Origin of the sequence: Cryptosporangium aurantiacum (assembly GCF_900143005.1) — a bacterium.
GTDB lineage: Bacteria > Actinomycetota > Actinomycetes > Mycobacteriales > Cryptosporangiaceae > Cryptosporangium > Cryptosporangium aurantiacum.
The window spans coordinates 166,739-190,729 of sequence record NZ_FRCS01000002.1 but is presented as its reverse complement, the minus strand read 5'-3'; the positions used below and the strand labels follow the sequence as shown (position 1 = coordinate 190,729).

The 23,991-nt window shown below is 70.7% G+C and carries 23 protein-coding genes; 16 read left to right on the top strand and 7 right to left on the bottom strand.

Annotated features, from left to right (window positions below; genetic code table 11):
- Positions 1-216, bottom strand: coding sequence for a hypothetical protein (locus BUB75_RS07745; RefSeq protein ID WP_073253469.1), 216 nt, complete (start codon positions 214-216; stop codon positions 1-3).
- Positions 217-658: 442 nt separating this feature from the next.
- Here BUB75_RS07745 and BUB75_RS07740 point away from each other — a divergent pair, with 442 nt between their 5' ends.
- The gene (locus tag BUB75_RS07740; protein WP_073253466.1) at positions 659-895 is read left to right on the top strand and encodes a DUF397 domain-containing protein; all 237 of its coding nucleotides are present in this window, start codon (positions 659-661) and stop codon (positions 893-895) included.
- A 116-nt stretch (positions 896-1,011) separates the two neighbouring features.
- Here the strand turns inward: BUB75_RS07740 and BUB75_RS07735 are convergent, their stop codons facing one another.
- Entirely contained in the window at positions 1,012-1,896 is an 885-nt protein-coding gene (locus BUB75_RS07735) for a helix-turn-helix domain-containing protein (protein ID WP_084740447.1), read from the bottom strand.
- Positions 1,897-2,626: 730 nt separating this feature from the next.
- Here BUB75_RS07735 and BUB75_RS07730 point away from each other — a divergent pair.
- The 12 genes from BUB75_RS07730 to BUB75_RS07675 all read left to right on the top strand — a co-directional run bounded on the left by BUB75_RS07730 (position 2,627) and on the right by BUB75_RS07675 (position 17,548).
- Complete coding sequence (locus tag BUB75_RS07730; protein ID WP_073253460.1) at positions 2,627-3,733, top strand: acetamidase/formamidase family protein; 1,107 nt, start codon at positions 2,627-2,629, stop codon at positions 3,731-3,733.
- A 43-nt stretch (positions 3,734-3,776) separates the two neighbouring features.
- On the top strand, positions 3,777-5,048 hold the full coding sequence (locus BUB75_RS07725; protein WP_178379796.1) for a PucR family transcriptional regulator: 1,272 nt from the start codon (positions 3,777-3,779) through the stop codon (positions 5,046-5,048).
- A gap of 88 nt (positions 5,049-5,136) precedes the next feature.
- Entirely contained in the window at positions 5,137-6,234 is a 1,098-nt protein-coding gene (locus BUB75_RS07720; protein WP_073253453.1) for a BMP family ABC transporter substrate-binding protein, read from the top strand.
- Positions 6,235-6,567: 333 nt separating this feature from the next.
- Positions 6,568-7,596 carry an alcohol dehydrogenase catalytic domain-containing protein gene (locus BUB75_RS07715; protein ID WP_073253449.1) on the top strand — a complete coding sequence of 343 codons (1,029 nt, stop codon included), beginning with the start codon at positions 6,568-6,570 and terminating at the stop codon, positions 7,594-7,596.
- Positions 7,593-9,074: an amidohydrolase family protein gene (locus BUB75_RS07710; protein ID WP_073253446.1), complete on the top strand. Its 1,482-nt coding sequence runs from the start codon at positions 7,593-7,595 to the stop codon at positions 9,072-9,074. Before BUB75_RS07715 ends, BUB75_RS07710 begins: the two co-directional genes overlap by 4 nt.
- Positions 9,065-9,706: a flavin reductase family protein gene (locus BUB75_RS07705; RefSeq protein WP_073253443.1), complete on the top strand. Its 642-nt coding sequence runs from the start codon at positions 9,065-9,067 to the stop codon at positions 9,704-9,706. Before BUB75_RS07710 ends, BUB75_RS07705 begins: the two co-directional genes overlap by 10 nt.
- Positions 9,707-9,780: 74 nt before the next feature.
- Positions 9,781-10,854, top strand: a complete 1,074-nt coding sequence (locus tag BUB75_RS07700) for a BMP family ABC transporter substrate-binding protein (RefSeq protein ID WP_073253440.1) — start codon at positions 9,781-9,783, stop codon at positions 10,852-10,854.
- A gap of 1 nt (position 10,855) precedes the next feature.
- A complete protein-coding gene (locus BUB75_RS07695; RefSeq protein WP_073253437.1) occupies positions 10,856-12,496 on the top strand; it encodes an ABC transporter ATP-binding protein in 1,641 nt (546 codons plus the stop codon).
- Positions 12,493-13,656 carry an ABC transporter permease gene (locus BUB75_RS07690; RefSeq protein WP_073253434.1) on the top strand — a complete coding sequence of 388 codons (1,164 nt, stop codon included), beginning with the start codon at positions 12,493-12,495 and terminating at the stop codon, positions 13,654-13,656. The genes BUB75_RS07695 and BUB75_RS07690 overlap by 4 nt, the downstream gene beginning before the upstream one ends.
- Positions 13,653-14,564 carry an ABC transporter permease gene (locus tag BUB75_RS07685; protein ID WP_218617364.1) on the top strand — a complete coding sequence of 304 codons (912 nt, stop codon included), beginning with the start codon at positions 13,653-13,655 and terminating at the stop codon, positions 14,562-14,564. The genes BUB75_RS07690 and BUB75_RS07685 overlap by 4 nt, the downstream gene beginning before the upstream one ends.
- 66 nt (positions 14,565-14,630) lie before the next feature.
- Positions 14,631-16,253: an amidase gene (locus BUB75_RS07680; RefSeq protein ID WP_084740444.1), complete on the top strand. Its 1,623-nt coding sequence runs from the start codon at positions 14,631-14,633 to the stop codon at positions 16,251-16,253.
- Positions 16,253-17,548 carry an FGGY-family carbohydrate kinase gene (locus BUB75_RS07675; RefSeq protein WP_143175075.1) on the top strand — a complete coding sequence of 432 codons (1,296 nt, stop codon included), beginning with the start codon at positions 16,253-16,255 and terminating at the stop codon, positions 17,546-17,548. The genes BUB75_RS07680 and BUB75_RS07675 overlap by 1 nt, the downstream gene beginning before the upstream one ends.
- 102 nt (positions 17,549-17,650) lie before the next feature.
- On the opposite strand, the gene BUB75_RS07670 is transcribed toward BUB75_RS07675, so the two are convergent.
- Positions 17,651-18,679: an aldo/keto reductase gene (locus tag BUB75_RS07670; RefSeq protein ID WP_073253428.1), complete on the bottom strand. Its 1,029-nt coding sequence runs from the start codon at positions 18,677-18,679 to the stop codon at positions 17,651-17,653.
- 218 nt (positions 18,680-18,897) lie between these two features.
- Between BUB75_RS07670 and BUB75_RS46980 the strand changes: the two genes are divergently transcribed.
- The 3 genes from BUB75_RS46980 (at position 18,898) to BUB75_RS07655 (ending at position 20,891) form a co-directional block, all read left to right on the top strand.
- Entirely contained in the window at positions 18,898-19,350 is a 453-nt protein-coding gene (locus tag BUB75_RS46980) for a VOC family protein (protein ID WP_218617363.1), read from the top strand.
- Positions 19,338-19,739 (top strand): nuclear transport factor 2 family protein, encoded by a 402-nt coding sequence (locus BUB75_RS46975; RefSeq protein WP_073253420.1) that lies wholly within the window; start codon positions 19,338-19,340, stop codon positions 19,737-19,739. Before BUB75_RS46980 ends, BUB75_RS46975 begins: the two co-directional genes overlap by 13 nt.
- Before the next feature lie 66 nt (positions 19,740-19,805).
- Positions 19,806-20,891 carry a TauD/TfdA family dioxygenase gene (locus tag BUB75_RS07655; RefSeq protein WP_073253415.1) on the top strand — a complete coding sequence of 362 codons (1,086 nt, stop codon included), beginning with the start codon at positions 19,806-19,808 and terminating at the stop codon, positions 20,889-20,891.
- Positions 20,892-20,904: 13 nt separating this feature from the next.
- On the opposite strand, the gene BUB75_RS07650 is transcribed toward BUB75_RS07655, so the two are convergent.
- Genes BUB75_RS07650 through BUB75_RS07635 form a run of 4 tightly spaced genes read right to left on the bottom strand, consistent with a single transcriptional unit; the run spans position 20,905 to position 23,956 of the window.
- Positions 20,905-21,945: an ABC transporter ATP-binding protein gene (locus tag BUB75_RS07650; protein ID WP_073253411.1), complete on the bottom strand. Its 1,041-nt coding sequence runs from the start codon at positions 21,943-21,945 to the stop codon at positions 20,905-20,907.
- Entirely contained in the window at positions 21,942-22,721 is a 780-nt protein-coding gene (gene modB / locus BUB75_RS07645; RefSeq protein WP_073253408.1) for a molybdate ABC transporter permease subunit, read from the bottom strand. Before modB ends, BUB75_RS07650 begins: the two co-directional genes overlap by 4 nt.
- Positions 22,718-23,518, bottom strand: a complete 801-nt coding sequence (gene modA, locus BUB75_RS44900; RefSeq protein ID WP_073253405.1) for a molybdate ABC transporter substrate-binding protein — start codon at positions 23,516-23,518, stop codon at positions 22,718-22,720. Before modA ends, modB begins: the two co-directional genes overlap by 4 nt.
- 18 nt (positions 23,519-23,536) lie before the next feature.
- Complete coding sequence (locus tag BUB75_RS07635; protein WP_073253401.1) at positions 23,537-23,956, bottom strand: TOBE domain-containing protein; 420 nt, start codon at positions 23,954-23,956, stop codon at positions 23,537-23,539.
- Positions 23,957-23,991 lie beyond the last annotated feature (35 nt).

The following is a 23,991-nucleotide window of genomic DNA, read 5'->3' as shown; positions in this document are numbered from 1 at the left end:
TCAGGCGGTGGCCGGCGAGGCGCCGGAGTCATCGCCCCCGAAGAGTTGATCGAAGTAGTCGGCCTGCCGTTGGTGCCAGGCGGCCAGCCCGCGCAACCGGGCGGCGTGTGCCCGGTCGGTACAGAGCCGGGCCGAGAGTTCGACCTTCCAGGCCGCCTCTCTGTGTGCGCAGCCGCGGGCGGACTCGGTCCGGGTCGGCTGTGGAGCTGGGGACACGTCTACCTCCCATCACTGGCTGTCGGCTGTTCGACTACTGAGCACAGTCGCGCACGTGCGTAATCCTCCTGCATCAGGCCGTGCATGTGCAAGAGCCATCTGCACGTGCAGATGGCTTAATTTTTTCTGATTCGGGGAACGCCGATACCTGTCGGAAGCCACGTCATCCATTTCCGAGGGCAGGTGAGCGCTTAACGGCTGTAGCGAAATCCGTCGCGCTCAGAGGCGACGTTCTGACCGTCCGTGCCGGGAGGCTAGGGGGCCTACGGCGTGGCGCACGTGCGTTATCCTCCTGCATCAGGCCGTGCATGTGCAAGAGCGTCTGCACGTGCAGGCGGCCTCATTGATGGGCGGCACCAATCGACGGAACGGGGCGTCGTACCGCCGATCGTGCACCGGCGGCCGAGGACGTGTCCGCCGGCGATCCGAGAAGAGGCGCAACATGCACCACCCGTACAACGGAATACCTGCTGGTCAGCTAGGCCACGTGGCATGGCTGAAGAGCAGTCACAGCAATCCGAACGGCAACTGCGTGGAGATCGCGGGGTTACCGGACGGACAGTTCGCAGTGCGGAACTCTCGCCATCCGGAGGGACCGGCGCTCATTTACACCCGAGACGAGATCGCTGCTCTGATCGCGGGTGCACGGAGCGGAGACTTTGATCATTTCGTCAGCTGACCAGCAGTTCATCGCAGTCCGGAACGGGGCCGGGCGCATCAACGCAGTTCAGTAGTTGTTGTGTGCGGAGCGCGGTCGGGCGCGCTCCGCAACCGCCAGGTCCGGCCCCGACCGCTTCAGCGAGCAGGTGGCGGGGTGAAGTCCTGGCGAATCTCCAGGAAACGTTCCCGGCTCCGGACCGGCGAATCCGCCTCGACGGCGAGTCGCTCCATGGATTCCAGATACGTGTCGACGTCCTCGCGCTTCTCCAGGTAGAGCGCGCTGGTCAGCTGCTCGATGTAGACGATGTCGGGCAGCGTCTGGTCGGGGAAGCGGAGCAGCGAGAACGCGCCGCCCGCCGCGGCGTGGCCGCCGTACCCGAACGGGATGACCTGGAGCGTGATGTTCGGCCGCTCGGCCAGCTTCGCCAGGTGCTCCAGCTGGTCACGCATGATGTCCCGGCCGCCGATCGGACGCCGCAGCACGGCCTCGTCGATGATCGCCCAGAACCGCGGTGCGTTGGCGCGCGTCAGCAGGTTCTGCCGTTCCATCCGCAGCTGGACCCGCCGATCCACCTCTTCCTTCGGCGCGTTGCCGTTGGCCAGCAGCACGACCGCGCGGGCGTACTCCTCGGTCTGCAGCAAGCCGGGGATGAACTGGACCTCGTACGTCCGGATCAGCGAAGCCGCGGCCTCCAGCCCGACGTAGGCCTGGAACCAGTTCGGCAGGATGTCGCTGAACTTGTGCCACCAGCCGGGCTGGTTGGCCTCCCTGGCGAGGGAGAGCAGCGCGTCGCGCTCGGCCCCGTCGGTGACGCCGTAGAGCGTCAGGAGGTCGGAGACGTCGCGCTCCTTGAAGCCGACCCGGCCCAGCTCCATCCGGCTGATCTTCGACTCGGAGGCGCGGATCGCGTAGCCGGCGTCCTCGCGCGTGACGTTCCGGTCCTCGCGTAGCCTCCGCAGCTGGGAGCCCAGCAGGATGCGCAGGACGGTGGGGCCAGCGCCAGGCTCAGCCGTAATCACCGTATCCAGCCCCTACTCCGCCTAGCGTGGGTACGCCGGGCGGTACCGACCCGACGGTGCTGCTCCTGTCCAGTCCCGGTCACTAGTGACGGACAGCCCGCGAGCGAGGCGCCCTGCAACGGGCGCACCGCAGTCGACCACTCGATCAGCGTGACCGCGAGGTGACTCCACGAAGAATGGCACGTCCAGGGGTCGCGCGCGTGCAATGGACGCAGCTTGCTATGAGCAGTGGCGAGGTTTTTGCTGCGCAAGTCGGGGGCTTTCCGGACGACCCGGCGCGAACCGTCTGGCCCCGCTGCGGCGGCTCTGTGCACTGGGTCGGCCAGCGAACGGGACGTCGCGTCCACTCGTCGCCTCCCCAGTCCTCGCCGTCGCCAGTACTCATGTGTCCACATGCAGCGCACGGATCGTAGTGGAGGGACAGCGCCCCGCTCCAGTGGGCGTGCCGCAGCGAACTCGCGGAAAACGCGAGCAAGTGTCACGTTCTGCTCGTGACCAGCAGGAAGCCGGGTTGCGGTAACCCGGTGCGACATTCGCCATACCCACCGGTAGTAACACGCGAAGGTCGCTTCTGGACGGTGAGTGGATCGTATACCGGGCTCGTCGCGAAGTGAGATGCGGTATCGCATGCCGAGGCGCTTTACGACAGCTTCGCAGCTCGGAATTCTGGCCGAAACAGGGTTCCCGCAGTGTCGTAGGCGACTTGCCCCATCGCACGAAGGAGCCGAGCGTGACGCTGCAGGCGCGCCAAGGCCGCATCTCCGGTGACCACTACCTCGAGACGACGCCGGAGACCGCACTCTGGGGCTTTCTGCCCAACCGCACCAACCGGCCGGCGCTGAGCGTCGAGAGCGGGGCGGTCGTCACCGTCGACACCCTCAGCCACGAGGGCATCCTCGAGGACCAGGGCCGCGACCCGGTCGCCTACCTGGCCGGCTTCGGCGTCAAGGCCGACGAGGTCCTCGAGGACTCGCGGGTGTTCGCGGCGTCCGACATCGCCCACGACTACGACGACGGCCCGCACGTGGTGACCGGTCCGATCGCGGTCGCCGGTGCCGAGCCCGGCGACCTGCTCCGGGTCGACGTCCTGGACCTGGCGATCCGCGCGCCCTACGGCTTCATCAGCAACCGTCACGGCTACGGTGCACTGCCCGGCGAGTTCCCCGAGGGCACGGTGCGCCGCGAGGATGCCGGCGTCCTCGACCCGGCCGGCTACGGCAGCAACATCCACTTCACCGACGTCACCGAGAGCGGCGGCGTGCTCTACGGCAACCTCCGCTTCGGCGAAGGGCGAGGCGTGCGTTTCCCGCTGCGCCCGTTCCTCGGCCTGATGGGCGTCGCGATCGACACCGACGAGCCGGTGCCCTCGGTCCCGCCCGGCGACCACGGCGGCAATATGGACGTGAACGAGCTGCAGGCAGGCTCGTCGCTCTACCTCCCGGTCCAGACGCCCGGCGCACTGTTCTACGCGGGCGACCCGCACTACGCCCAGGGTGACGGTGAGGTGGCGCTCACCGCGTTGGAGGCACCGCTGCGCGCGACGCTCCGGCTCACCGTTCTCAAGGACGCCGAGGCGCGCGCCGCCGTCGGCCTGGTCAACGCGCCGTTCGTCGAGACCGACACCCACTGGATCCCGGTCGGGATGGACCCGGACCTGAACGAGGCGATGAAGAAGGCGGTGCGCCGGGCCGTCTCGTTCCTCGAGCTGACCCAGGGCCTGCCGCGGGCGACAGCGCTGGCGTACCTGAGCGCGGCGGGCGACTTCGAGGTCAGCCAGGTCGTCGACGCGGTGAAGGGTGTGCACTGCATGATCCGCAAGGCGGACTTCGGCGCCTGAAGCCTCTGAAGGCGCTTCCGACCCGGAAGGTATGGTTCCCGCCATGGAGGGCGGCCGGGTCCGACGGGACCCGCACGGCGAGGCCAGGGCGCACGGAATTCCGGTTCCCCCGACGCCTCGTCCGGCCGGGCCACGGATGGCCCCGCCCGGCCCCGTCTCGCCGGCCGCTACGCCCGAGGAGTTCGAGCGCGAGCTGAACCGGCTCACGCTCGGCGGCGAGGGCTGGCCCGCGATCCTGCGCAGGCTCGCCGCGCACACCGGCCACGCCGCCTGGCTGTTCGACGTCCACGGCGAGCTGCTGGCCTCGTCGGTCGCGCCCGCCGGGGACGCGCCGAGCGTCCGCGCGTCGGACGTCGCCCAGGTGTTCGGGGCCGAACGCCCGACCCCGCTGACGATGTCCGACGGCCGCCCGGCCCGCGCCGCACCGGTCCGCGCCGATCGCCGCCGGTTCGGCATCGCGCTGCTCGCCGAGCCGGTGCCGCCCGCCGTCGTGCCTTATCTCCTCGCGGCCACCACCGCGCTCGCGATCGAGGCGGTCCGCCGGGACGCCGCTGCCGACGCTGGTACCGCTGCCGGGTCCGAACTCGTCGACGAGCTGCGCTGCGGCACCCTGCGCGCGCCGGACGACCTCACCCGCGCCGCGGCCCGGTTCGGGATGCGTCTGGACGCCCCGCACGCGGGCGCGGTGTTCGACTACGACGGTCCGCACGTCCGCGCCTGGGCCACCGCGTTGCCGCGCGCCGGGGTGACCGCGCTGCACCAGGGCCGCCGCGCCTGGGCGGTGGTGCCCGGTGGGGACGGTAACGAGCTCGACCGGCTCCGGGAGCGTGCCCAGGCCGTGGTCGGCGAGGGCGTCGTGCGGGCCGCGTCCGGCCCGGTGGTCACCGGCGCCGACCGCACCGCGCACTCGTTCCGGGAAGCGGAGGTGCTCCTGACGCTGTTGCTCCGCCGCGGCGAGGGTGTCGTGCTGCCGTACGCCTCGCTGGGGCTGGCCCAGCTCTTGGTCACCGTGCCGCCGGAGCGCCTGCGCGAGTTCGTCGAGCGGCACCTCGGGCCGTTGCTGCCCCGGGAGGACCTGGTTCGGACGCTGCGCGCCTGGCTCGCGTCGAGCGGTAGCCGCACCGCGGTCGCGGACGCACTGCACCTGCACCGGAACTCGGTCGGCTACCGGGTCGGTCAGATCAAGACGCTGCTCGGCGTCGACCCGCTCGACCCGGAAGCGATCGTGCTGCTCCAGGCGGCGCTGACCGCCCAGGAACTGTTGGCGGCGCTGGACGAGCACGACCCCGTGGTCGGCGGGCGCAAGACGCCGTGACCGAGGTGATCGTCGCACTCGACCCAAATGCCCAGTTTCTGCGTGTGATTAGTGTGCTCCCTGAGGTGAACCCCCCGGAAGGACTTCAATGAGACTGTCCACCCGAACAACACGTATCGCGGTGGCCGCGGTCTGCCTGGTGCTCACGGTCGCGTCGTGCAGCTCGGACGGCGACAGCGTCGAGTACGCGGACGTCGCGGTCGCTGCGACCGGCAGCAGTGGCAACGCGGACATCAACGGTGACGGCAAGGTCGTCATCTCGGTGTTGAGCCCCGGAAACCTGGACGACAACGGGTACTACGAGAGCTTCATCGCCAAGGCCGCGGCGTTCAGCGAGCGGCAGGGCTGGAAGCTGGAGCGACACGGCGAGATCCCCGCGGACAAGGCCCTGTCCCGGGCCAAGGAGATCTGCACCAAGGACAAGCCCGACCTGGTCGCGCTGGGCGCCGCCGAGCTGGTCGGCGCGATCCCGGCGTCGAAGGACCCCGCCTGCGGCAAGGCCTACTGGTACGTGCCGGCTGGTGAGGGCATCACGCTGCAGCCGCAGCTCGCGATCTCCAAGGACTTCATCAACGAGGGTCTGCTGGCGGCCGGTTACGCCAACGGTCTGCTGATGGAGTCGAAGAACCTCGACAAGGCCGGTTACATCACCGGCCCCGCCGAGTACGGCTTCACGGTCAACGCGGCCAAGGCGTTCATCGCAGGCATCCGCCTCGTCGTGCCGAACGCCCAGCTCGAGACGTCCTTCCTCGCGACGTTCGACGACCCGAAGTCGGCCGAGGTGGCCGCGAAGAAACAGCTCGACGAAGGCATCCGGGTGATCTACCCGTACCTGGGTGGCGCGACCGACGCGGTGGCCAAGGCCGGCAACAAGTTCGACGCGATCCTCTCGACCCCCGGCACCAACCGGTGTGACTCGACCGATCCGACGTTCGACATCTCGGTGATCTTCGACCCGGGTGAGTACTTCGCCGCGGCGCTCCAGGACTTCGCCGAGGGTGAGCTGGTCATGGGCAAGGAGCGTGAGTGGCACCTGGGTGTCGACACGGTTCCGACCGTCCGGCTGTGCAACGGCACCGACCTCCAGAACGCCAAGATGGCGCAGTTCATCGCGGACATCGGTAGCGGTGCGATCAACCCCAACGACGAAGTCACGAGGCTCGGCTCGCTCGAACTGGACCGCTGACCCACGGTGAACGCGGTGGATCCGGCCGACGTGAGGGCTGGACCCACCGCGTTCCGCCGTGTCGACGTGTCCGGCACAGAACGGCGCGGAGCCGGCGGATGGTCACTCGGACGGCCGCCTCACGCAAGACGCTCTGAGCACATCGTTGAGGCCCTCTTGTCGTGCTCAGAGCCCGCCCCTCGAAAAGTCTGGGTTACCAGCCCGCGAGATGCCGTTGACTCGTTGACACGGCTTCGGTTCGGAGGGCATCGTCTCGACATTGCTGTTATGCAATGTGAATCACCGACTCGCAATGTGAGATGGCGAGCCGAACACACAACAGGGAGGGACGCGATGCGGGCGATGGTGCAGACCGCCTTCGGCGGCCCCGAGGCCGTCGCGCTGCACGACGTGCCGGTCCCCACGATCGCGGCCGACGAGGTGCTGATCCACGTCGCCGCCTGCGCGGTCAACCGGCTGGACCTGCTGCAGCTGAACGGGCCGGCGTTGCTCCCCGGATTCGTGCTGCCGCACGTCGCCGGAACCGACGTCGCGGGTACGGTCGCCGAGGTCGGAGCGGATGTCACCGACGTGGCGGTGGGGGCGCGGGTGGTCGTGGACCCCACGCTCGGCTGCGGCGACTGTACGTACTGCGGGGTCGGCGACTTCGGCTACTGCGGCGGCGTCTCGGTGGTCGGCGGCAACCGCCCCGGTGGCTTCGCCGAGTACGTCGCGGTGAAGGCCGTGCAGGTTCACTCGGTTCCGGACGAGATCGCGCTGACCACCGCTGCCGCACTGCCGTCGTCCTGGAGCACCGCCTACCACGCGCTGTTCCCGGTGGGACGGCTGGCAGCGGGCGAGACGATCCTGATCCAGGCCGCCGCGAGCGCGGTCAGCCTCGCCGCCGCGCAGCTCGCGCTGGAGGCCGGTGCCCGGGTCGTCGCGGTCGCCGGCAGCCAGGCCAAGCTCGACGCCGTCCGCGCGCTCGGCGTCCAGCACTGCGTGCCGCTCGACGCCGACCCGATCGCCTACGTCCGTGAGCTCACCGACGGCCGGGGCGCCGAGATCGCGCTCGACCACGTCGGCCCGGCCACCTGGCCGATCTCGCTGGGCGCGCTCGGCGTCCGCGGCCGGCTCGTGTTCATGGGGCAGACCAGCGGCGACCAGGTGAACCTCGGGCTCGCCGGCGCCTACCACCGGGAGCTGGCGCTGCTCGGCTCCGGCGCCTACACCCCGGAGGACTTCAGCCGGGCGCTGCAGGCGTTCTGGTCGGGCAAGCTCTCCGCTCCGATCGCCGCCGAACTGCCGCTGGAGTCGTTGCCCGCGGCGTTCGACGTACTCACCGACCGGGCGACGGTCGGCAAGGTCCTGGTGCGGCCATGAGCACCGCGGCCCGGTTGGTGGTCGGCGGCGACGTCGTCACGATGGCGCCCGGACGCGAGGTGCTGACCGGGACCACGATCGCGGTCGTCGACGGCCGGATCGCGGCCCTCGGCACCGCCGAGGAGCTGCGTGCGCGGTTCCCGGGCGCGGACGAGCTGGACGCCACCGGCTGCGTCGTCGCGCCCGGCATGATCAACGCCCACCAGCACACCACCGCCGACCCGCTCACCCGGAGCGGCATCCCGGACGACATCGACAGCCAGCGCGCGATCTTCGACTGGGCTGTGCCGCTGCACAACGCCCACACCGGCGGCGACGACGAGGTCTCGGCGATGCTCACCGCCGTCGAGTCGCTGCGCCGGGGCGTCACCACGCTGATCGAGCCCGGGACCGTGGCGCACCCGCTGCGGGTGGCCGCCGGGCTCCGCAAGACCGGCATCCGCGCCCGCCTCAACGGCTGGGGCTGGGACGCCGAGGGCCTACCGTTCTCCGCCCCCGCCGACGAGGTGCTGGCCCGCCAGGAAGAGCTGGTCCGGGCGCTCGGCACCACCGAGCGGGTCAGCGGCTGGATCACGCTGCTCGGCCACGACCTCGTCTCGGACGCGCTCTTCCAGGGCGCCGCCGAGCTGGCCGAGCGGCTGGACACCCGGATGACCTGGCACATCTCGCCGGGGCAGAACGACATCCCCGGTTACGCCGCGCGGTCCGGCCGTCGGCCCGTCGTGCACCTGCACGAACTCGGCGTCCTCGGTCCCCGCCTGCTGCTCGGGCACGCGGTCTGGCTGGACGACGCCGAGGTGGACGCGATCCTCGAGACCGACACCGCGGTCGCCTCCAGCCCGGGCGCCTACCTCCGGCTCGGACAGGGCTTCACCCGGGCGGCGCGGCACGTCGAGCTGATCCGCCGCGGTGGCCGGGTCGCGCTCGGCTGCGACTCGCACAACGCCGGGGACGTCCCCGACATCCTGCGGGCCGCGATGCTGTTCGCCGGCCTCTCGCTCGACCGCGGCGACGCCGAGCCGGTGCACGCCCACGAGGCGCTGGCGCTCGCGACGATCGACGGCGCCCGCGCGATCGGGCTCGACGACCAGATCGGCTCGATCGAGATCGGTAAGGCCGCCGACCTGGTCGTCTTCGACACCACCGACCCGGTGTGGACGCCGCGCGGCGACGAAGCGCTGCAGCTCGTCTGGGGCATGCCGAGCCACACCGTGCGCGACGTGCTCGTCGACGGCACGGTCGTCGTCCGGGGCGGGCAGACGCAACTCGTCGACTACGACGACCTGCGGGCCTGCGCCGCGGAGAACGCCCACCACCTGCTCCGCCGGACCGGGATCACCCCGTTCCGCCGCTGGCCGCGGATCGCCGCGGCCGAGCTTGAGCTTGCGGAAAACATGCAGGCAGCTTCGGGAGGGCCGGCCGCGCCCGAAGCAGAGCACCGCGCCGCCGGGAGAACAGGAGAGCGCGTATGCCCGTAATCGACCTGGCCGGCCGCACGCCCGCGCAGAAGCAGGGCCTGCTGTCCCAGCTCGTCGTGCCGCGGCCGATCGCGATGATCACGACGACCGATGTGGACGGCAACCTCAACGTCGCGCCGTTCAGCTACTTCATGCCGGTCTGCGGCGAGCCCCCGACCGTGGCGGTGACGATCGGGACGGTCCGGGAGGCCACCCCGGAGCCGAAGGACACCTGGGTCAACCTCCAGCACTCCGGCGAGTTCGTCATCAACCTCACGAGCACGGCGCTCGCCGACCACATCGAGACCGCCGCCAAGGAATTCCCGGCCGGTTTCAACGAAGCCGACCTGATCGGGTGGGAGACCGTCCCGTCGCAGGTCGTCGCGCCACCCTCGCTCGCTGTGAGTCCGGCCCACATGGAATGCCGCGTCGTCGACGTTATCGACCGCGGAGACCCCACGTCCTGCTTCAGCGGCGTCCACATCGTCCTCGCCGAGGTCGTCTGCATCGTCGTGGACGAGGCCATCCTGGCCGGTCCTGATCGGATCGACCCCACTAAGGTCGCTCCGGTCGGTCGGATGGGCTTCCCCTGGTTCGTCGCAGCCGCCGGTGAGGCTCTCTTCGAACAGGAACGCATCGCCTATTCCGCCTGAATCCGTCAGCGCTGCCGGTCCCAACCCCCTTGAGAACCGACCAGCAAGGCTCCACGCTCCTCGGAAGGACTTCAATGAGACTGAACACTCGAGCGGTACGTGTCGCGGCCGCCGCGGCATGCGTCGCAGTCTCGCTCGCGGCCTGTACCAGCCCGAGCGACGACACGGCCGAGACCTCCAGCTCCTCGTCGACTTCGAGCGCGGCCGGACCTGACGTCAACGGCGACGGCAAGGTCATCATCGGCGTGCTCAGCCCGGGCGACTTGAACGACAACGGCTACTACGAGAGCTTCGTGGCCAAGGCCGAGGAGTTCGCCAAGTCGGAGGACTGGCAGCTCATCAAGGTCGGCTCGGTCAACCCGGCCGACGCGCTCAACCAGGCCCGCAACCTGTGCCGCCAGAAGGTCGACCTGGTGGCGCTCGGTGCGGCCGAGCTCAAGGACGCCATCCCGGCGTCCGAGGAGTCGGTCTGCGCCAAGTCCTCGTGGTACGTCCCGTCGTCGGCGGACATCAAGCAGACGCCGAAGATCACGATCTCGCGGGACTTCATCAACGAGGTCATCTACGCGACCGGGTACGCCAACGGTCTGCTGATGAAGGAGAAGGGCTACACCAAGGCCGGTTACGTGACCGGTCCGGAGGCCGACTTCTCCGTGCAGGCGGCCAAGGCGTTCAAGGCCGGCATCAAGGAGGTCGTGCCCACCGCGACGTTGGTCACCACCTACACCGGTGACTTCAACGACTCGGGCAAGGCCAAGGAGGCCGCGCAGGCTCAGGTCAGCCAGGGCGTCAAGGCGCTCTACCCGTACCTGGGTGGTGCGACCGACGAGGTGGCGAAGTTCGGCAACACCAAGAACCTCATCCTCTCGACGCCGGGCACCGACCGGTGCGCCTCGACCAGCCCGAAGTTCCAGGTCTCCTCGATCTTCGACCCGGGTGAGTACTTCGCCGCGGCCCTGCAGAAGTTCGCGGACGGCGAGCTGAAGATGGGCGTCGCTCGTGAGTGGCACCTCGGCAAGGACACGGTTCCGACCGTGAAGCTCTGCGGTGCCAGCGACGCGGCGAACAAGGCGCTGGAGACGTTCATCAAGGACGTCGGCAGCGGCAAGATCAACGTCGACGCCCAGGTCGCGAAGCTCGGAGCCTGACATGACCGACGACCAGACGGACAGCGTCCCGCGCACCCTCGAGGCGCCGGCGCTCGAGCTCCGTGGCGTGACGAAGTGCTTCGGTCCGGTCGTCGCCTGCGATGCCGTGGATCTCGTCGTTCGTGACGGCGAGATCCACGGCCTCCTGGGAGAGAACGGTGCCGGCAAGTCGACCCTCATGAAGGTGCTGCTCGGGCTCGTGCAGCGGGACGAGGGTGTGGTCCTGCGGCACGGCAAGCGGGTGGAGATCCCGACGCCGCAGGCCGCGGTGTCGCTCGGCCTGGGCATGGTGCACCAGCACTTCAGCCTGATCGAACCGCTCACGGTCTGGGAGAACGTGATCCTCGGCGAGCCGGGGCGGATCAAGCGGGACGAGGCCTGCGACCAGATCAAGGACGTGGGCGCCCGGTACGGGCTGCCGATCTCGCCGACCGCACGGGTCGAGGACCTGTCCGCGGGCGAACGGCAGCGGGTCGAGATCATCAAGTGCCTCCGGCGTGATCCGGAGGTCCTGATCCTCGACGAGCCCACCTCGGTGCTGACGATGGCCGAGTCGCAGGAGCTGTTCGAGGTTCTCCGCGACGTGGTCGCGAAGGAGAACCGCGCGGTCATCCTGATCAGCCACAAGCTCGCCGAGATCATGGCGGCCACCGACCACGTGACGGTCCTGCGCAAGGGCTCGGTCGCGTTCCGCTGCCAGACCTCCACGACGACCCCGCGCGAGCTGGCCAAGCAGATGGTCGGCCGCGAGGTCTCGCTGCACTCCGAGGGCGCGGCCCTCGGCCTCATCACCGAGGACACGACCCCGGCCGACACCCAGGCCGATGCGGTCGAGGCCTCCGGCGACATCACGAAGGCTGCCGACAGCGCGGACGAGGCCGAGACGCCCGCCGCGAAGACGGCAGCGCTGGCGCTGGACGACGTCGTCGTCAAGGGCCCGGACGGACGGACGCTGCTCGACAAGTTCGCGCTCACGGTGGCGCCCGGCGAGATCCTTGCCCTCTACGGGGTCGAGGGCAACGGCCAGGCGACGCTCGGCGACCTGCTGTCCGGCCTGCTCGAACCGGCGTCCGGCACGGTGAGCGTCAACGGCGACCCGGTTCCGCTGAACAAGGTCGGTTCGCTGCACAAGGCGGGCGTCGGCGTGGTTCCCGAGGACCGGCACCGCTCAGGCGTCGTCCTGGACATGTCGGTGCTCGACAACCTGGTGATGACCGACCTGGGCCGCGTCAGCGGCCGGTTCCTGCTCAAGCGACGGGAAGCGCGGAAGCTCGCGGCCCAGCTGATCGAGCAGTTCAACATCTCGACGCCGTCGATGGACACGCCGCTGCGCAACCTGTCCGGCGGCAACCAGCAACGGGTCGTCCTGGCCCGGGAACTCTCCACGGATCCGAGCGTGCTGGTCGCGGCACAGCCCACCCACGGGCTCGACGTCGGCGCGATCGAGGACATGTACGACCGGCTGCGCGCCGCCGCCTCCCGCGGGGTCGCCGTGCTGCTGATCACCACCGAGCTGGAAGAGGTGATGGCGCTCGCGTCCCGGGTCGCGGTGATCTCCTCCGGCCGGATGGTCGGCGTGCTCGACATCCACGAGGCGACCGCTGAGCGGCTCGGCATGCTGGTCGGAGGCGAGGCGGCATGAGCACGAAGAGGTCCCTCCCGAACATCGCGGAGCTGATGCGGCCGAGCGAGCGGTCGATCCAGGTCACGCTGATCACGATCGTCGCCGTCTCGGTCGCGGTGATCGCGTCGATGTTCCTGGTCGCGGCCACCGGCGGGTCGCCGGGCGACGCCGCAGAGGCCCTCTACACCGGCAGCATCGCGGACACCGCGGCCTGGAGCGAGACGCTGAAGGCCGCGACCCCGCTGCTGCTGGTGGCGCTCGGCGCGTGCATCAGCAACCGGGCAGGCGTCTTCAACATCGGTCAGGAAGGCCAGCTGCTGCTCGGCGCCGGTGTGGCCGCGTACGTGGCGCTGCACCTGGCGCTGCCCGGCTTCCTGGTGATGGTGATCAGCCTGCTGGCGGGCGCCGCAGCCGGTGGCCTCTGGTCCGGCGCGAGCGCGGTCATGCATTACACGCGGAACGTCAACATCGTCGTCAGCACGCTGCTGATGTCGTTCCTCGCGATCCAGGTCGTCAGCTTCGCGGTGACCGTCCCGTGGCTCCTGCAGGCGCCGCGTGCCAGCGCGGACAGCATCGCGTCCTCGGAGTCGGCGCAGCTGCCGCCAGAGGTGCGGATCCCGGGCTTCGGGGAGTACCCGGCGCTCGAGATCGGCGGCGGCCTGATCGTGTCGATCGTCTGCACGATCGTGCTCGCCGTGCTGCTCGCCCGCAGCCGCTGGGGTTTCCGGCTCAACATGCTCGGCCTCAACCCGCTGGCCGCGCGGCACGCCGGGGTCCGGGCGCCGTGGCTGGGTGGCTTCGCGCTGGCGCTCTCCGGCGCGTTCGCCGGCCTGGCCGGTGCGGTGATCCTCTCCGGACAGGTCTTCCGCCTGCAGCCCGCGCTGTCGAACAACTTCGGCTGGGACGGTCTGCTGGTCGCACTGATCGCCCGCAGCCGGCCGCTCGCGGCGATCCCCGTCGCGCTGCTGTTCGGGGCGCTGCGCTCCGGGTCGAGCTTCCTCGCCTCGACCGGCGTGCCGAACTACCTGGTGGACATCGTCCAGGCACTGCTGGTGCTCGCGTTCGTGGTCCCGCCAGTGGTGGCGCGGGTGCGGTCCCGTGGCCGGGCTGAGGCCACGAAGCCGCCGACCGAGCCGGTGCCCGCCGCCAACACCGAGCCGGAGAAGGTGACCGCGTGATCGGGACCGAAGAGATCACCACGATCGTCGCCAGCTCGCTCCGGCTGACCGCCCCGCTGGCGTTCGCCGCCTGCGGTGAATACCTGGCCGAGCGGGCCGGGACGCAGAACATCTCGGTCGAGGGCATGATGCTCGGTGGCGCGTTCGGGTCGGTGGCCGTGGCCAGCGCGACCGGCAGCGCGACCACCGGGCTGCTGGCCGGCGCGATCGTCGGGCTGGTGGTCGGTTTCATCCACGGCAACCTGTCCCACCGCGTCCAGATCAACACGTTCGTCGTCGGTCTGGTGCTGAACGCGCTGGTCCTCGGGCTGACGAGCTTCCTGATCGCGATCTCCGAGTTCGACAGCAACCAGGTCGCGCAGCTGAGCATCCCCGGGCTGCGGGACATCCCCATCGTCGGACCGCTGTTCGAGCAGCGCTGGCCGATGTACCTGCTGCTGTTGCTGATACCGCTGACCTGGTGGCTGGTCGAGCGCAGCCGGTGGGGGCTCAACCTCCGCGCGATCGCCGACAACCCCCAGGCCGCCGACGTCACCGGTCTGAAGGTCAACAAGCTGCGGCGGCAGGCGCTGCTCTACTGCGGTCTGCTGTCCGGGCTCGGTGGCGCCTACCTGGCCACCGCCGAGGTCGGCTCGTTCAACATGAACATGACCGCGGGCCGCGGCTTCATCGTCATCGCGGCGGTCATCTTCGGCGCCTGGCGTCTCAAGGGGACGCTGATCGGCTGCCTGGTGTTCGGGTTCGCCGACGCGCTGCGGCTGGCGCTGCCCGCGCTCGGGTTCGAGCTGAACTCGCAGTTGCTGGTCGCCGCGCCGTACCTGATGGCGCTGCTGGCGATGATGATGTTCGCGAGCAAGAGCCGGGAGCCGCGTGCGCTCGGCAAGCCGTTCGTCCGCGGGATCACCTGAGATGAGAACCACGGGGGAAACACATCGCTGCGGTAACGCGCCGCGGCTCGGATTGGCGCTGTTCTAATGGCGGCGCCGGACGCGGCAGCGCGGGAGTTCGCGGAGCGGCTGCACGCCGCTCCGATCCCGCGCGGCACCGAGCCCGCAGCGGTGTTCACCGCCGTTCCGGCGGTCTCGGGTCGGCCGGCGGCGGTCCGTGACCTCGCCGATCGGATCGACCCCGCTGGTCCCCGTGCGGCGGTGCGGGAGCGGGCGGGCGGCACGGTGGAGGTGACCGCGCTGCCTAGCGTCCGCGAAGAGAACGTGCAGACGCTCGCGGGCGCGGCGGAAGCGTTGCGGCGGGGCGAGGTGCGCAGCGCCGAGCTGGTGGATGCGGCGCTGGCGGCCGGCGACAAGGCCGACGCCGAACTCGGGATCTTCCTGTCCCGGTTCGCCGACGCCGCCCGCGCCGCCGCGCAGCGGGTCGATCGGCAGCTGGAAGCCGGAAACGACGTCGGACCGCTCGCCGGCCTCCCGCTCGGCGTCAAAGACCTCCTGACGACGCTGGACGGCCCCACGAGCGCGGGGAGCCTGGTGGCTCCGGCCGACGATCGGCGGGACGCGACCGCGGTGGCTCGGCTGCGGGCCGCCGGGGGGATCGTGGTCGGGAAGACCCTCACTTCGGAGTACGGTGTCGGCTCTCCGGACGTGCGTAAGCCGCTTCCCGTCCCGCGCAACCCGTGGGACCCCGCCCGCTGGACCGGCGGCTCCAGCGCGGGCAACGCCGCCGGTCTGATCGCCGACGCGTTCCTCGGTGCGCTGGGCACCGACTCGGGCGGCAGCATCCGGATGCCGTCGGCGTTCTGCGGCGTCACCGGCCTCAAACCGACGTACGGACGCGTGTCCCGGGTGGGTGGGCTGCCGATGGGCTGGTCCACCGACCACGTCGGACCGATGGCCACCACCGCCCGCGATTGCGCGCTGCTGCTGGAGGTCATCGCCGGCCTCGATCCGGCCGACCCGAGCACCGCTGACGTGCCGGTACCGCGGTACACCGACGCGCTGACCGGTGACCTCACGCGCGTCCGCATCGGCGTCGACCGGCTGGACCGGGTCGCGGCCGGGGTCGCCGACCCGGCGCTCGGTCCGGTGTTCGCGGCCGCGCTCGACGTGCTCGTCGCGGCCGGAGCCGACCTGGTCGAGGTCGAGCTGCCGCTCTACCCGGAGATGGCCGCGGCCTCGATCGTGATCACGCTGAGCGAGGCGCTCGCGTACCACCGGGCCGACTTCGCCACCCGCGCCGCCGACTTCTTCGCGAACACGCTGGCCACGATCGGCATCGCGGAGGCGTTCAGCGCGGCCGACTACGTGCAGGCCCAGCGCGTCCGGCGGGCCGGTCAGGACGCGGTGGCGGCCCTGTTCGAGGACGTCGATCTGGTCGTGACGCCGACCGCGGCGATCGCCGCCACGTCGTACGACCGGCTGGATTCGTTCTTCGAGAGCGGCGAGTTCTTCGCCGTCTACGCGCCGTACTGGAACGTGGTCGGCAACCCGGCGCTCTCGGTGCCGATGGGCTTCACCGCGGACCGCCTGCCGCTCGGCCTGCAGGTCATCGGTGCGGCGTTCGACGAGAGCCTGGTGCTGCGCGCGGGGGACGCGTTTCAGCGCCGCACCGGGTGGCACGGAACCCGACCCACCTGGGGGGCCTGATGAGCGTTGTAGTGGGCCTGCACCTCGGCAGCGACTCGGCGCGGGCGCTCGCGCTCGGCCCCGACGGGGAGATCGTCGCTCACGCGTACGCGCCCTACCCCGGCGCCGTCGGCTGGCCCGCCGGGTACGCGGATCCGGCCGGATGGCTGTCCGGCGTCACCGCCGCGCTCGAGGCGATCCTGGCCGACCTGCCGTCCGACCGTCCGTGCGCGGCGATCAGCCTCGGCGGCCAGAGCCCGACGACCGTGCCCGCGAACGGCGGGCTCGCGGTGACCTACCGGCACCCGGCGGGCGCCACCGGCACCCCGGCCGAGCAGCACGCGGCGCAGCTGTCGGTGCTGAGCGAGGAGTCCGGGGGAGACGTCGATCCGCTCCAGGTCTACGACTGGCTGAGCGTGCGGCTGGGCGCCGACCCGGTTCAGTCGCGCTGGCCGGGTGATCCGGAGCTTCCCGGGTACGGCCCGGTCGTTCCGACCGGGACGCCGATCGGGCGCACCAGCGGCTCGCACGGCCTGCCTGCGGGCATTCCGCTGGTGGCCGGCGCCCAGGACGCGTACCTGGCGTTCTGGGCTGGCGCGATGGACCGTCCGGGGCGCGGGATGGACCCGGGCGGACGCACCGGTGGGCTCGCGGTCGTGGTCGCGGACGGACAGCGGCTACCCGGGATGTACACGCTGACCAGCGCGGTGACCGGTTTGGACATCCTCGGCGGACCGGTCAGCGGCCACGGGCTGATGCTGGAATGGCTCCGGACGATCACCGGGTGCGGTATCCCCGAGCTGATCGAGCTGGCGTCGACCGTGCCCGCGGGTGCGGACGGCGTCCTCGTGCTGCCGTACCTGGAGGGCGCGCGGGCGCCACGGTGGAACCGGCAGCTGCGCGCCGAGATCGTCGGGCTGGGCTCGGACGCGGGGCGTCCGCAGCTGGCCCGCGCGGTGCTGGAGGCGACCGCGTACGGGCTCGCGCACGTCGCCGAGGGGCTGGCCGCCGGTGGGGTGACGCTGACGACGCTCGTCGCGGCCGGGTCACCGGCGCGCAGCCCACTCTGGAACCTGATCAAGGCCTCGGTGCTGGAGGTGCCGGTCGAGGTGCCGGACGAGACCGACCTGGCCGCGTACGGCGCGGCGCTGAGCGCGGGCGCCGGCGCCGGCTGGTGGCCGGGGCCCGGTGCGAGCGCCACCCACACCTGGCCCCGCCCCACGGTCACCATCGTCGACCCCGAACCCCAACCCGCGTACCAAGAGGGTTACCAGCGCTTCCTAGAACTCGGGGCGACGTCGGAATCCCGGAAGTGACGCGAAACCGGGCTCTAAGAAACGCTTAGCGCCCGGTTTCGCGTCAAACCGCGGTCAGCGGCGGAGGGGTCAGCGGCGGAGGCGTCAAACGGCGGCCGCGTGTCAGCGGCGGCGGAGGCGCGCGTCGCTCAGGACCCGGCCGCGGTCACCGGCGCCGGTCTGATGCAGGTTGACGCCCGGCTCCACCACCGCGTCGATCCGGTCCAGGATCTCGTCGGACAGCACCACGTCCGCGGCGCCGAGCTGCGAGTTCAGCTGCTCCATCGTGCGCGGACCGATGATCGCGGCGCTGACCGCCCGGTGTGCGAGCACGAACCCGAGCGCCAGCTCGATCAGCGTCACGCCGGCGTCCCGCGCGATCGCCTCCAGCGCGTCGATGCGCGCGAGCTTCGCCGCCCGCGCCTCCTCGGCACGGAAGTCGAAGTGGTCGCCGTTGGTCTTCGCCCGCGAGTCGGCGGGCGGCTCGACGCCCGGCCGGTACTTCCCGGTGAGCCAGCCGCCGTTGAGCGGGCTCCACACCAGCACGCCCAGGCCGTACCGCTCGGCCACCGGCAGCGCGTCCGCCTCGGCGTGCCGATCGAAGATCGAGTAGCTCAGCTGCTCGGTGCGGAAGCGCTCGCGGCCGCGCCGCTCGGCGACCCACTGCGCCTCGACCAGGTCACCGGCGGGGAAGTTCGACGTGCCGATCGTCCGCACCTTGCCCTGCCGCACCAGGTCGGAGAGCGCGCCGAGCGTCTCGTCGAGGTCGGTGTCCGGGTCCGGGCGGTGCATCTGGTAGACGTCGATGTAGTCGGTGTCCAGGCGCCGCAGCGAGTCCTCCACCGCGCGCACGATCCAGCGGCGGCTACCACCGGAGCGGTTCACCGGACCCGGCCCGACCGGCTCGCAGAACTTCGTGGCCAGCACGATGTCGTCCCGGCGGCCCTTGATCGCCCGCCCGACGATCTCCTCGGTCTCGCCGAACGCGTAGACGTCGGCGGCGTCCAGGACGTTGATCCCGGCGTCCAGCGCCGCGTGGATGATCCGGACGCACTCGTCGTGATCGCGGTTGCCCCAGGCGCCGAACATCATCGTGCCGAGAGCCAGCGGCGTGACGTGTAAGCCGGTACGGCCGAGCAGTTGGGTACGCATCGAATGTCCTTTCCCGGCCCCATTGGGCGCTGGGAACCACGCGCGAACCGTACTGACCGAACCCTCGCACAGCGTCCGCGGAAGCCTGATGTGGTGCGGGAGCAGAGTGTGACCGACATCTTTGTCCCCCCGGCACATTCAGCCCTTCCGGGGGCCTCAGTACGGTGGTCACCAAGGCCAGAGCGCAGGGCCAGGGCTGAATCGAAGAGGAGAACCCCGTGACGGACACGAAGCTGACGCAGGCGCGATGGACGCATGTCGCGCTGCCGTCCGGCGACCTCGACAAGTCGATCGAGTTCTACACCTCGTTGACCCCGCTGGTGGTGCTCGAGCGGTTCAAGGACGCCGACGGTCAGAGCGCCTGGCTGTCCAACGACAAGCAGGTCGAGACGCCGTTCGTCCTCGTGCTGGTCGACTTCAACAAGGACCACGGCGGCCAGCACGGGCTGCTGACGCCGTTCGCGCACATCGGTATCGAGGTGCCGAACCGCGAGGACGTCGACGCGATCGCCGCGAAGGCGCGCGAGCTCGGCGTCCTGCACTGGGAGCCCCGCCAGATGCCCGACCCGGTCGGCTACATCTGCGCGCTGAAGGACCCGGACGGCAACGTCATCGAGATCTCGCACGACCAGAAGGTCTTCGAGTCCGTCCGCACCAAGTGGGGCAGCTGACCACCACGCGGGCGGTCGTCGAGCGATACCTCGCGGCGCTGAACGCCGGTGACGCGGACGCGATCGCGGCCTGCGTCACCGACGACTTCCACAACGAGCACACGTCCGCCGCGGGCCGCAGCCTGCGCGGGCGTGCCGCTTATCGGGACCGGCTCGGCGGCTTCCTGGCCGAGTTCCAGGGCCTGCGCTACGACGTCGACGACCTCCTGGTCGACGGCGACCGTGCCGCGGTCGGCTACCGGATGTCGTTCCGGTTGGCCGACCCGGCCGGTGTGCTCAAGCCGGTCGCGGTGCGGGGAATGTTCTGGTTCCGTGTCTCCGAAGGCCTGATCGCGCACCGCCGCGACTACTGGGACGGGACGACCGTCCAACAACAGCTCGCGAAGTGAGCCTCTCGCCCGTGTCGCCGGTGCCATCCGGCTGGGCCGCAGTTCATCCCATAGGAGAAAACCACGATGACCGTCACCACTGACCTGTCCCCGGTCACCGGGCCGGCGGCCTGGCGGGGCGACCAGCTCCAGAACGAGAAGTCCTGGATCTACCAGCTGAACGAGGCGGAGATCGCCGAGCTCGAGGCGGTCGGCCGCAAGTTCGTCGAGGACGACCCCGATCTGCGCCGGGTGACCCGCGACGACTACCCGCTCCCGGTCTGCGCGCAGGCCATCGAGCAGTGGGCCAACGACATGGACCGCGGTCGCGGCTTCGTGCTGATCCGTGGGCTCAAGACCGAGCTCTACTCGGACGCGCTGTCCGGTGCGATCTTCTACCTCACCGGCCTCCACCTCGGCGTCCCGATGAAGCAGAACGAGATGGCCGACCTGATCGACCACGTCATCGCCACCTCGACGAAGACGATGGACGACCCGAGCGCACTGTCGTCCCGGGTCGCCGACAAGCTGGTCTTCCACTCGGACAGCTCGGACGCGGTGGCGCTGTTCTGCCTCCGCCCGGCCAAGGAGGGTGGCGCGTCCAGCCTCGTCTCGGGTGCCCAGATCTACAACGAGATCCTCCAGCGTCGTCCGGACCTGGCTCCGCTGCTGCACGAGCCGTTCTACTTCGACTGGTACAAGCAGGACCACGACGCCCCGGCGAAGACCTACACGTCGCCGATCGTGAGCCTCAAGGACGGCGTGTTCAGCATGTACGCCGGCTCGACGTACATCTTCACCGCGCAGGACTACCCGGAGACGCCGCGGCTGACGCCGCAGCAGATCGAGGTCGTCAAGCTGTTCGACGAGATCACCTACGAGCCGGGCATGGCGCTGGACATGGACTTCCAGCCCGGTGACATCCAGTGGGTCTCGAACTACGCCGCTCTGCACTCGCGGACCGCGTTCATCGACTGGCCGCAGTACGGCCGTAAGCGGCACCTGCTGCGCCTCTGGCTGAAGCGGGACAGCGACCGTCCGCTCGTCGACAAGTTCGGCAAGCACGTCGTGAAGAGCCGTGAGGAGGACCGGGAGGACACCTCGGGCGTCGAGGACGTCGGCCAGTTCTCGGTCAAGACCGCGGTCGTGCCCCGGATGGACTGGGGTCTCTGACCTCGGTAGGTCTCTAGGAACCGTAAGCCGTGAGGGCGGACGCCTTGGCGCTGAGCCAGACGTCCGCCCCCGCGGTCAGGTCCAGGTCCGCGACCGCGTCCGGGGTCAGGTCGACGAGAGCCGGCGGCTCGCCGTCCACCGCCACCCGGATCCGGTCGCCCAGCGCCTCGATACCGACGATCTGACCGCGCCAGGTGTTCCGCGGGCTGCCGCCGGTCGGCTCGTCCCGGTACAGCGCGATCTCCGACGGCCGGACCGCCACGTGCACCGCCCCGTCGAGCGCCCGATCGCTGATCACGAACGTGCCGCCGCCCTCCAGCGTCACCCGTCCGTCCGCGGCGTCGCCCCGGTACAGGTTGAGGCCGACGAGCCGGGCGACGTAGTCGGTCGCGGGCCGGCGCGTGACCTCTGCGGCGGTGCCCTTCTGGACGATCCGCCCGCCCTCCAGCACCACGAGCCGATCGGCGAGGATCATCGCCTCCACCGGATCGTGCGTGATCACCAGCGAAGGGCCCCCGTAGGACGTCAGGTGCGTCCGCAGATCGGTTCGCAGCCGCAGCCGGGTACCGGCGTCCAGCGCGGAGAGCGGCTCGTCCAGCAGCAGCAGATCCGGCTCGATCACCAGCGCCCGCGCCAGCGCGACCCGCTGCGCCTGCCCGCCGGAGAGCTGCCCCGGCCGTTTGCCCGCGTGCTCGGAGAGCCCGACCCGGTCGAGCCATTCGCGGGCGGCGTCCCGGGCGGCCGCCTTGCGGCGCCCACGAGCCCGAAGGCCGTAGGCGACGTTGTCCAGCGCGGACAGGTGCGGGAACAGCAGGTAGTCCTGGAAGACGACGCCGACGCGACGCTTCTCTACCGGTACGTCGTCCAGCCGTCGCCCGTCGAGCTCGATCCGCCCTCCGGAGAGCGGCGTCAGCCCGGCGAGTGCGCGCAGCAGCGTCGTCTTGCCGGCGCCGTTGGGGCCGATCACACCGAGCACCTGCCCCGGTGCCGCCTGCACGGTGGCGTCCAGGGTGAACGTGCCGCGGTCGACCCGGATGTGGGCGTCGAGGCTCATGGCGACCGCACCACGCGGTCGCGCAGCGCCGCGAGGATCACGACCGAGACCGCGAGCAGCACCAGCGAGAGCGCGATCGCGGCCTCGGGATCGCTCTCCAGCGCCAGGTACACCGCCAGCGGCATCGTCTGCGTGGTGCCGGGATAGTTGCCGGCGAACGTGATCGTGGCGCCGAACTCGCCGAGTGCCCGAGCCCAGCAGAGCACCGCACCCGCCAGCACCGACGGGGCGACCAGCGGCAGCGTGACTCGGCGGAACGTCGTCCAGCGGTCGGCGCCGAGCGTGGCCGACGCTTCCTCGAACCGGCGGTCGGCGGCGCGCAGCGCGCCCTCGACGGTCAGCACCAGGAACGGCATCGCGACGAACGTCTCCGCCAGCACCACCGCGGTGGTGGTGAACGGGATCGTGTAGTCGAACCAGCTGTCCAGGTAGCGCCCGATGATGCCCCGCCTGCCGAAGGCGAGCAGCAGCGCCACACCACCGACAACCGGCGGCAGCACCAGCGGAACGGTCACCAGCGCACGAACCAGGGCCTTGCCGGGGAACTCGGTGCGCGCCAGCACCCAGGCCAGCGGCACACCGAACACCAGCGACAGCGCTGTCGCGAGCACCGCGCTGACCACCGACAGCCGCAGCGCCTCACGGACCAGCGGATCGGTGAGCAGCTCCGGCAGCCCGGTCCAGGGGGCCCGCACCAGCAGGCCGAGCAGCGGCAGCGTCAGGAACACCACCGCCACGAGAGCCGGGACGAAGAGCGGTGCGGGCGCGCGTCTCACGGAGCGGTGAAGCCCGCCGTGGTGAGGACCTTCGCGCCGTCGGGGGACAGCACGTACTCCAGGAACGCCTTCGCGGCCTCCTCGTTCGGCGCCTCGGCCAGCGTCGCGATCGGATACGCGGTGGACGCGTTCTGGGCGGCCGGGATCTCGATGCCCTTGACCTTGCTGCCCGCGGCCTTCACGTCGGTCTTGTAGACGACGCCCGCGTCGACCTCGCCCAGCGACACGGTGGTCAGCACCGACTTCACGTCCGCGCCGAGCGTCGTCGCCTTGACCGTGATCTTCGCCTTGTCGAACACCTTCTGCGCGGTCGCGCCGCACGGCACCTGCTCTTGGCAGAGCGCGATCTTCAGGCCCGGCTTCGTCAGGTCGGCCAACCTGGTGACGTTGCCAGGGTTGTCCGCTGGCACCGCGATCTCCATCGAGTTCTCCGCGAACGTTTTCGGGTCGCGGGCAGCGCCGTCCGCGACCGCGGCGTCCATGTTCTTCGTGCTGGCCGACGCGAACACGTCGGCGGGCGCGCCCTGCGCGATGCTCTCGGCCAGCGCCGAGCTGGCACCGAAGTTGAACTTCACGGTGACGCTCGGGTTCGCGGCCTCGAACTGCTTGCCGAGCGTCGTGAACGACTCGGTGAGCGAGGCGGCCGCGAACACGGTCACGGTGCCGCTCACCTCGCTGACGCTCCCCGACGCGCTGCTGGTACCGGTCGAGCTGTCCTCGGACGGCGAGCCGCAACCGGTCAGCAGCAGCGCGGCGGCCGCTGCGAACCCGGCAGCGAGCAGAACGGGTCGGCGCACAACGTCCTCCAGGGGAAGTCAGGCGGGATGGCGGGGGACCTCGACGACGACGTTCGTGGACTTCACCGCGGCCACGGCGAGGACGCCGGGCTCCAGGCCGAGCTCGTCGGCGGACTCGCGGCTCATCAGCGACACCACCCGATGCGGGCCGGCCTGGATCTCGACCTGGGCCATCACACCGTCGCGGAGGACCCGGGTGACGATGCCGGTGAAGCGGTTGCGGGCGGACTCGGCGACGATCGGCGCGCCGAGCCCGGCCGGCCGATCGGGAGAAGCGGCGATCTCGGTGGCGAACGCCGCCAGGTCACCCCCGTCGATCGCGAGCCGTGACCCGGGGCCCTTCACGGTCGGCAGCTTGCCCGCGTCGGCCCACCGTCGGACGGTGTCGTCGCTGACGCCCAGCAGGGCGGCGGCTTCGCTGATGCGGTACGTCGGCACCGCGCCACGTTAACACCGCACATGCGGTTCCGATA

What these genes read in the sequence shown, in the direction of transcription:
- BUB75_RS07740 (WP_073253466.1), top strand. Translation starts at nt 659, where the DNA reads ATGCACCACCCGTACAACGGAATACCTGCTGGTCAGCTAGGCCACGTG.
- BUB75_RS07725 (WP_178379796.1), top strand. Translation starts at nt 3,777, where the DNA reads ATGGAGGGCGGCCGGGTCCGACGGGACCCGCACGGCGAGGCCAGGGCG.
- BUB75_RS07720 (WP_073253453.1), top strand. Translation starts at nt 5,137, where the DNA reads ATGAGACTGTCCACCCGAACAACACGTATCGCGGTGGCCGCGGTCTGC.
- BUB75_RS07715 (WP_073253449.1), top strand. Translation starts at nt 6,568, where the DNA reads ATGCGGGCGATGGTGCAGACCGCCTTCGGCGGCCCCGAGGCCGTCGCG.
- BUB75_RS07710 (WP_073253446.1), top strand. Translation starts at nt 7,593, where the DNA reads ATGAGCACCGCGGCCCGGTTGGTGGTCGGCGGCGACGTCGTCACGATG.
- BUB75_RS07705 (WP_073253443.1), top strand. Translation starts at nt 9,065, where the DNA reads ATGCCCGTAATCGACCTGGCCGGCCGCACGCCCGCGCAGAAGCAGGGC.
- BUB75_RS07700 (WP_073253440.1), top strand. Translation starts at nt 9,781, where the DNA reads ATGAGACTGAACACTCGAGCGGTACGTGTCGCGGCCGCCGCGGCATGC.
- BUB75_RS07695 (WP_073253437.1), top strand. Translation starts at nt 10,856, where the DNA reads ATGACCGACGACCAGACGGACAGCGTCCCGCGCACCCTCGAGGCGCCG.
- BUB75_RS07690 (WP_073253434.1), top strand. Translation starts at nt 12,493, where the DNA reads ATGAGCACGAAGAGGTCCCTCCCGAACATCGCGGAGCTGATGCGGCCG.
- BUB75_RS07680 (WP_084740444.1), top strand. Translation starts at nt 14,631, where the DNA reads ATGGCGGCGCCGGACGCGGCAGCGCGGGAGTTCGCGGAGCGGCTGCAC.
- BUB75_RS07675 (WP_143175075.1), top strand. Translation starts at nt 16,253, where the DNA reads ATGAGCGTTGTAGTGGGCCTGCACCTCGGCAGCGACTCGGCGCGGGCG.
- BUB75_RS07670 (WP_073253428.1), bottom strand. Translation starts at nt 18,679, where the DNA reads ATGCGTACCCAACTGCTCGGCCGTACCGGCTTACACGTCACGCCGCTG.
- BUB75_RS07655 (WP_073253415.1), top strand. Translation starts at nt 19,806, where the DNA reads ATGACCGTCACCACTGACCTGTCCCCGGTCACCGGGCCGGCGGCCTGG.
- BUB75_RS07650 (WP_073253411.1), bottom strand. Translation starts at nt 21,945, where the DNA reads ATGAGCCTCGACGCCCACATCCGGGTCGACCGCGGCACGTTCACCCTG.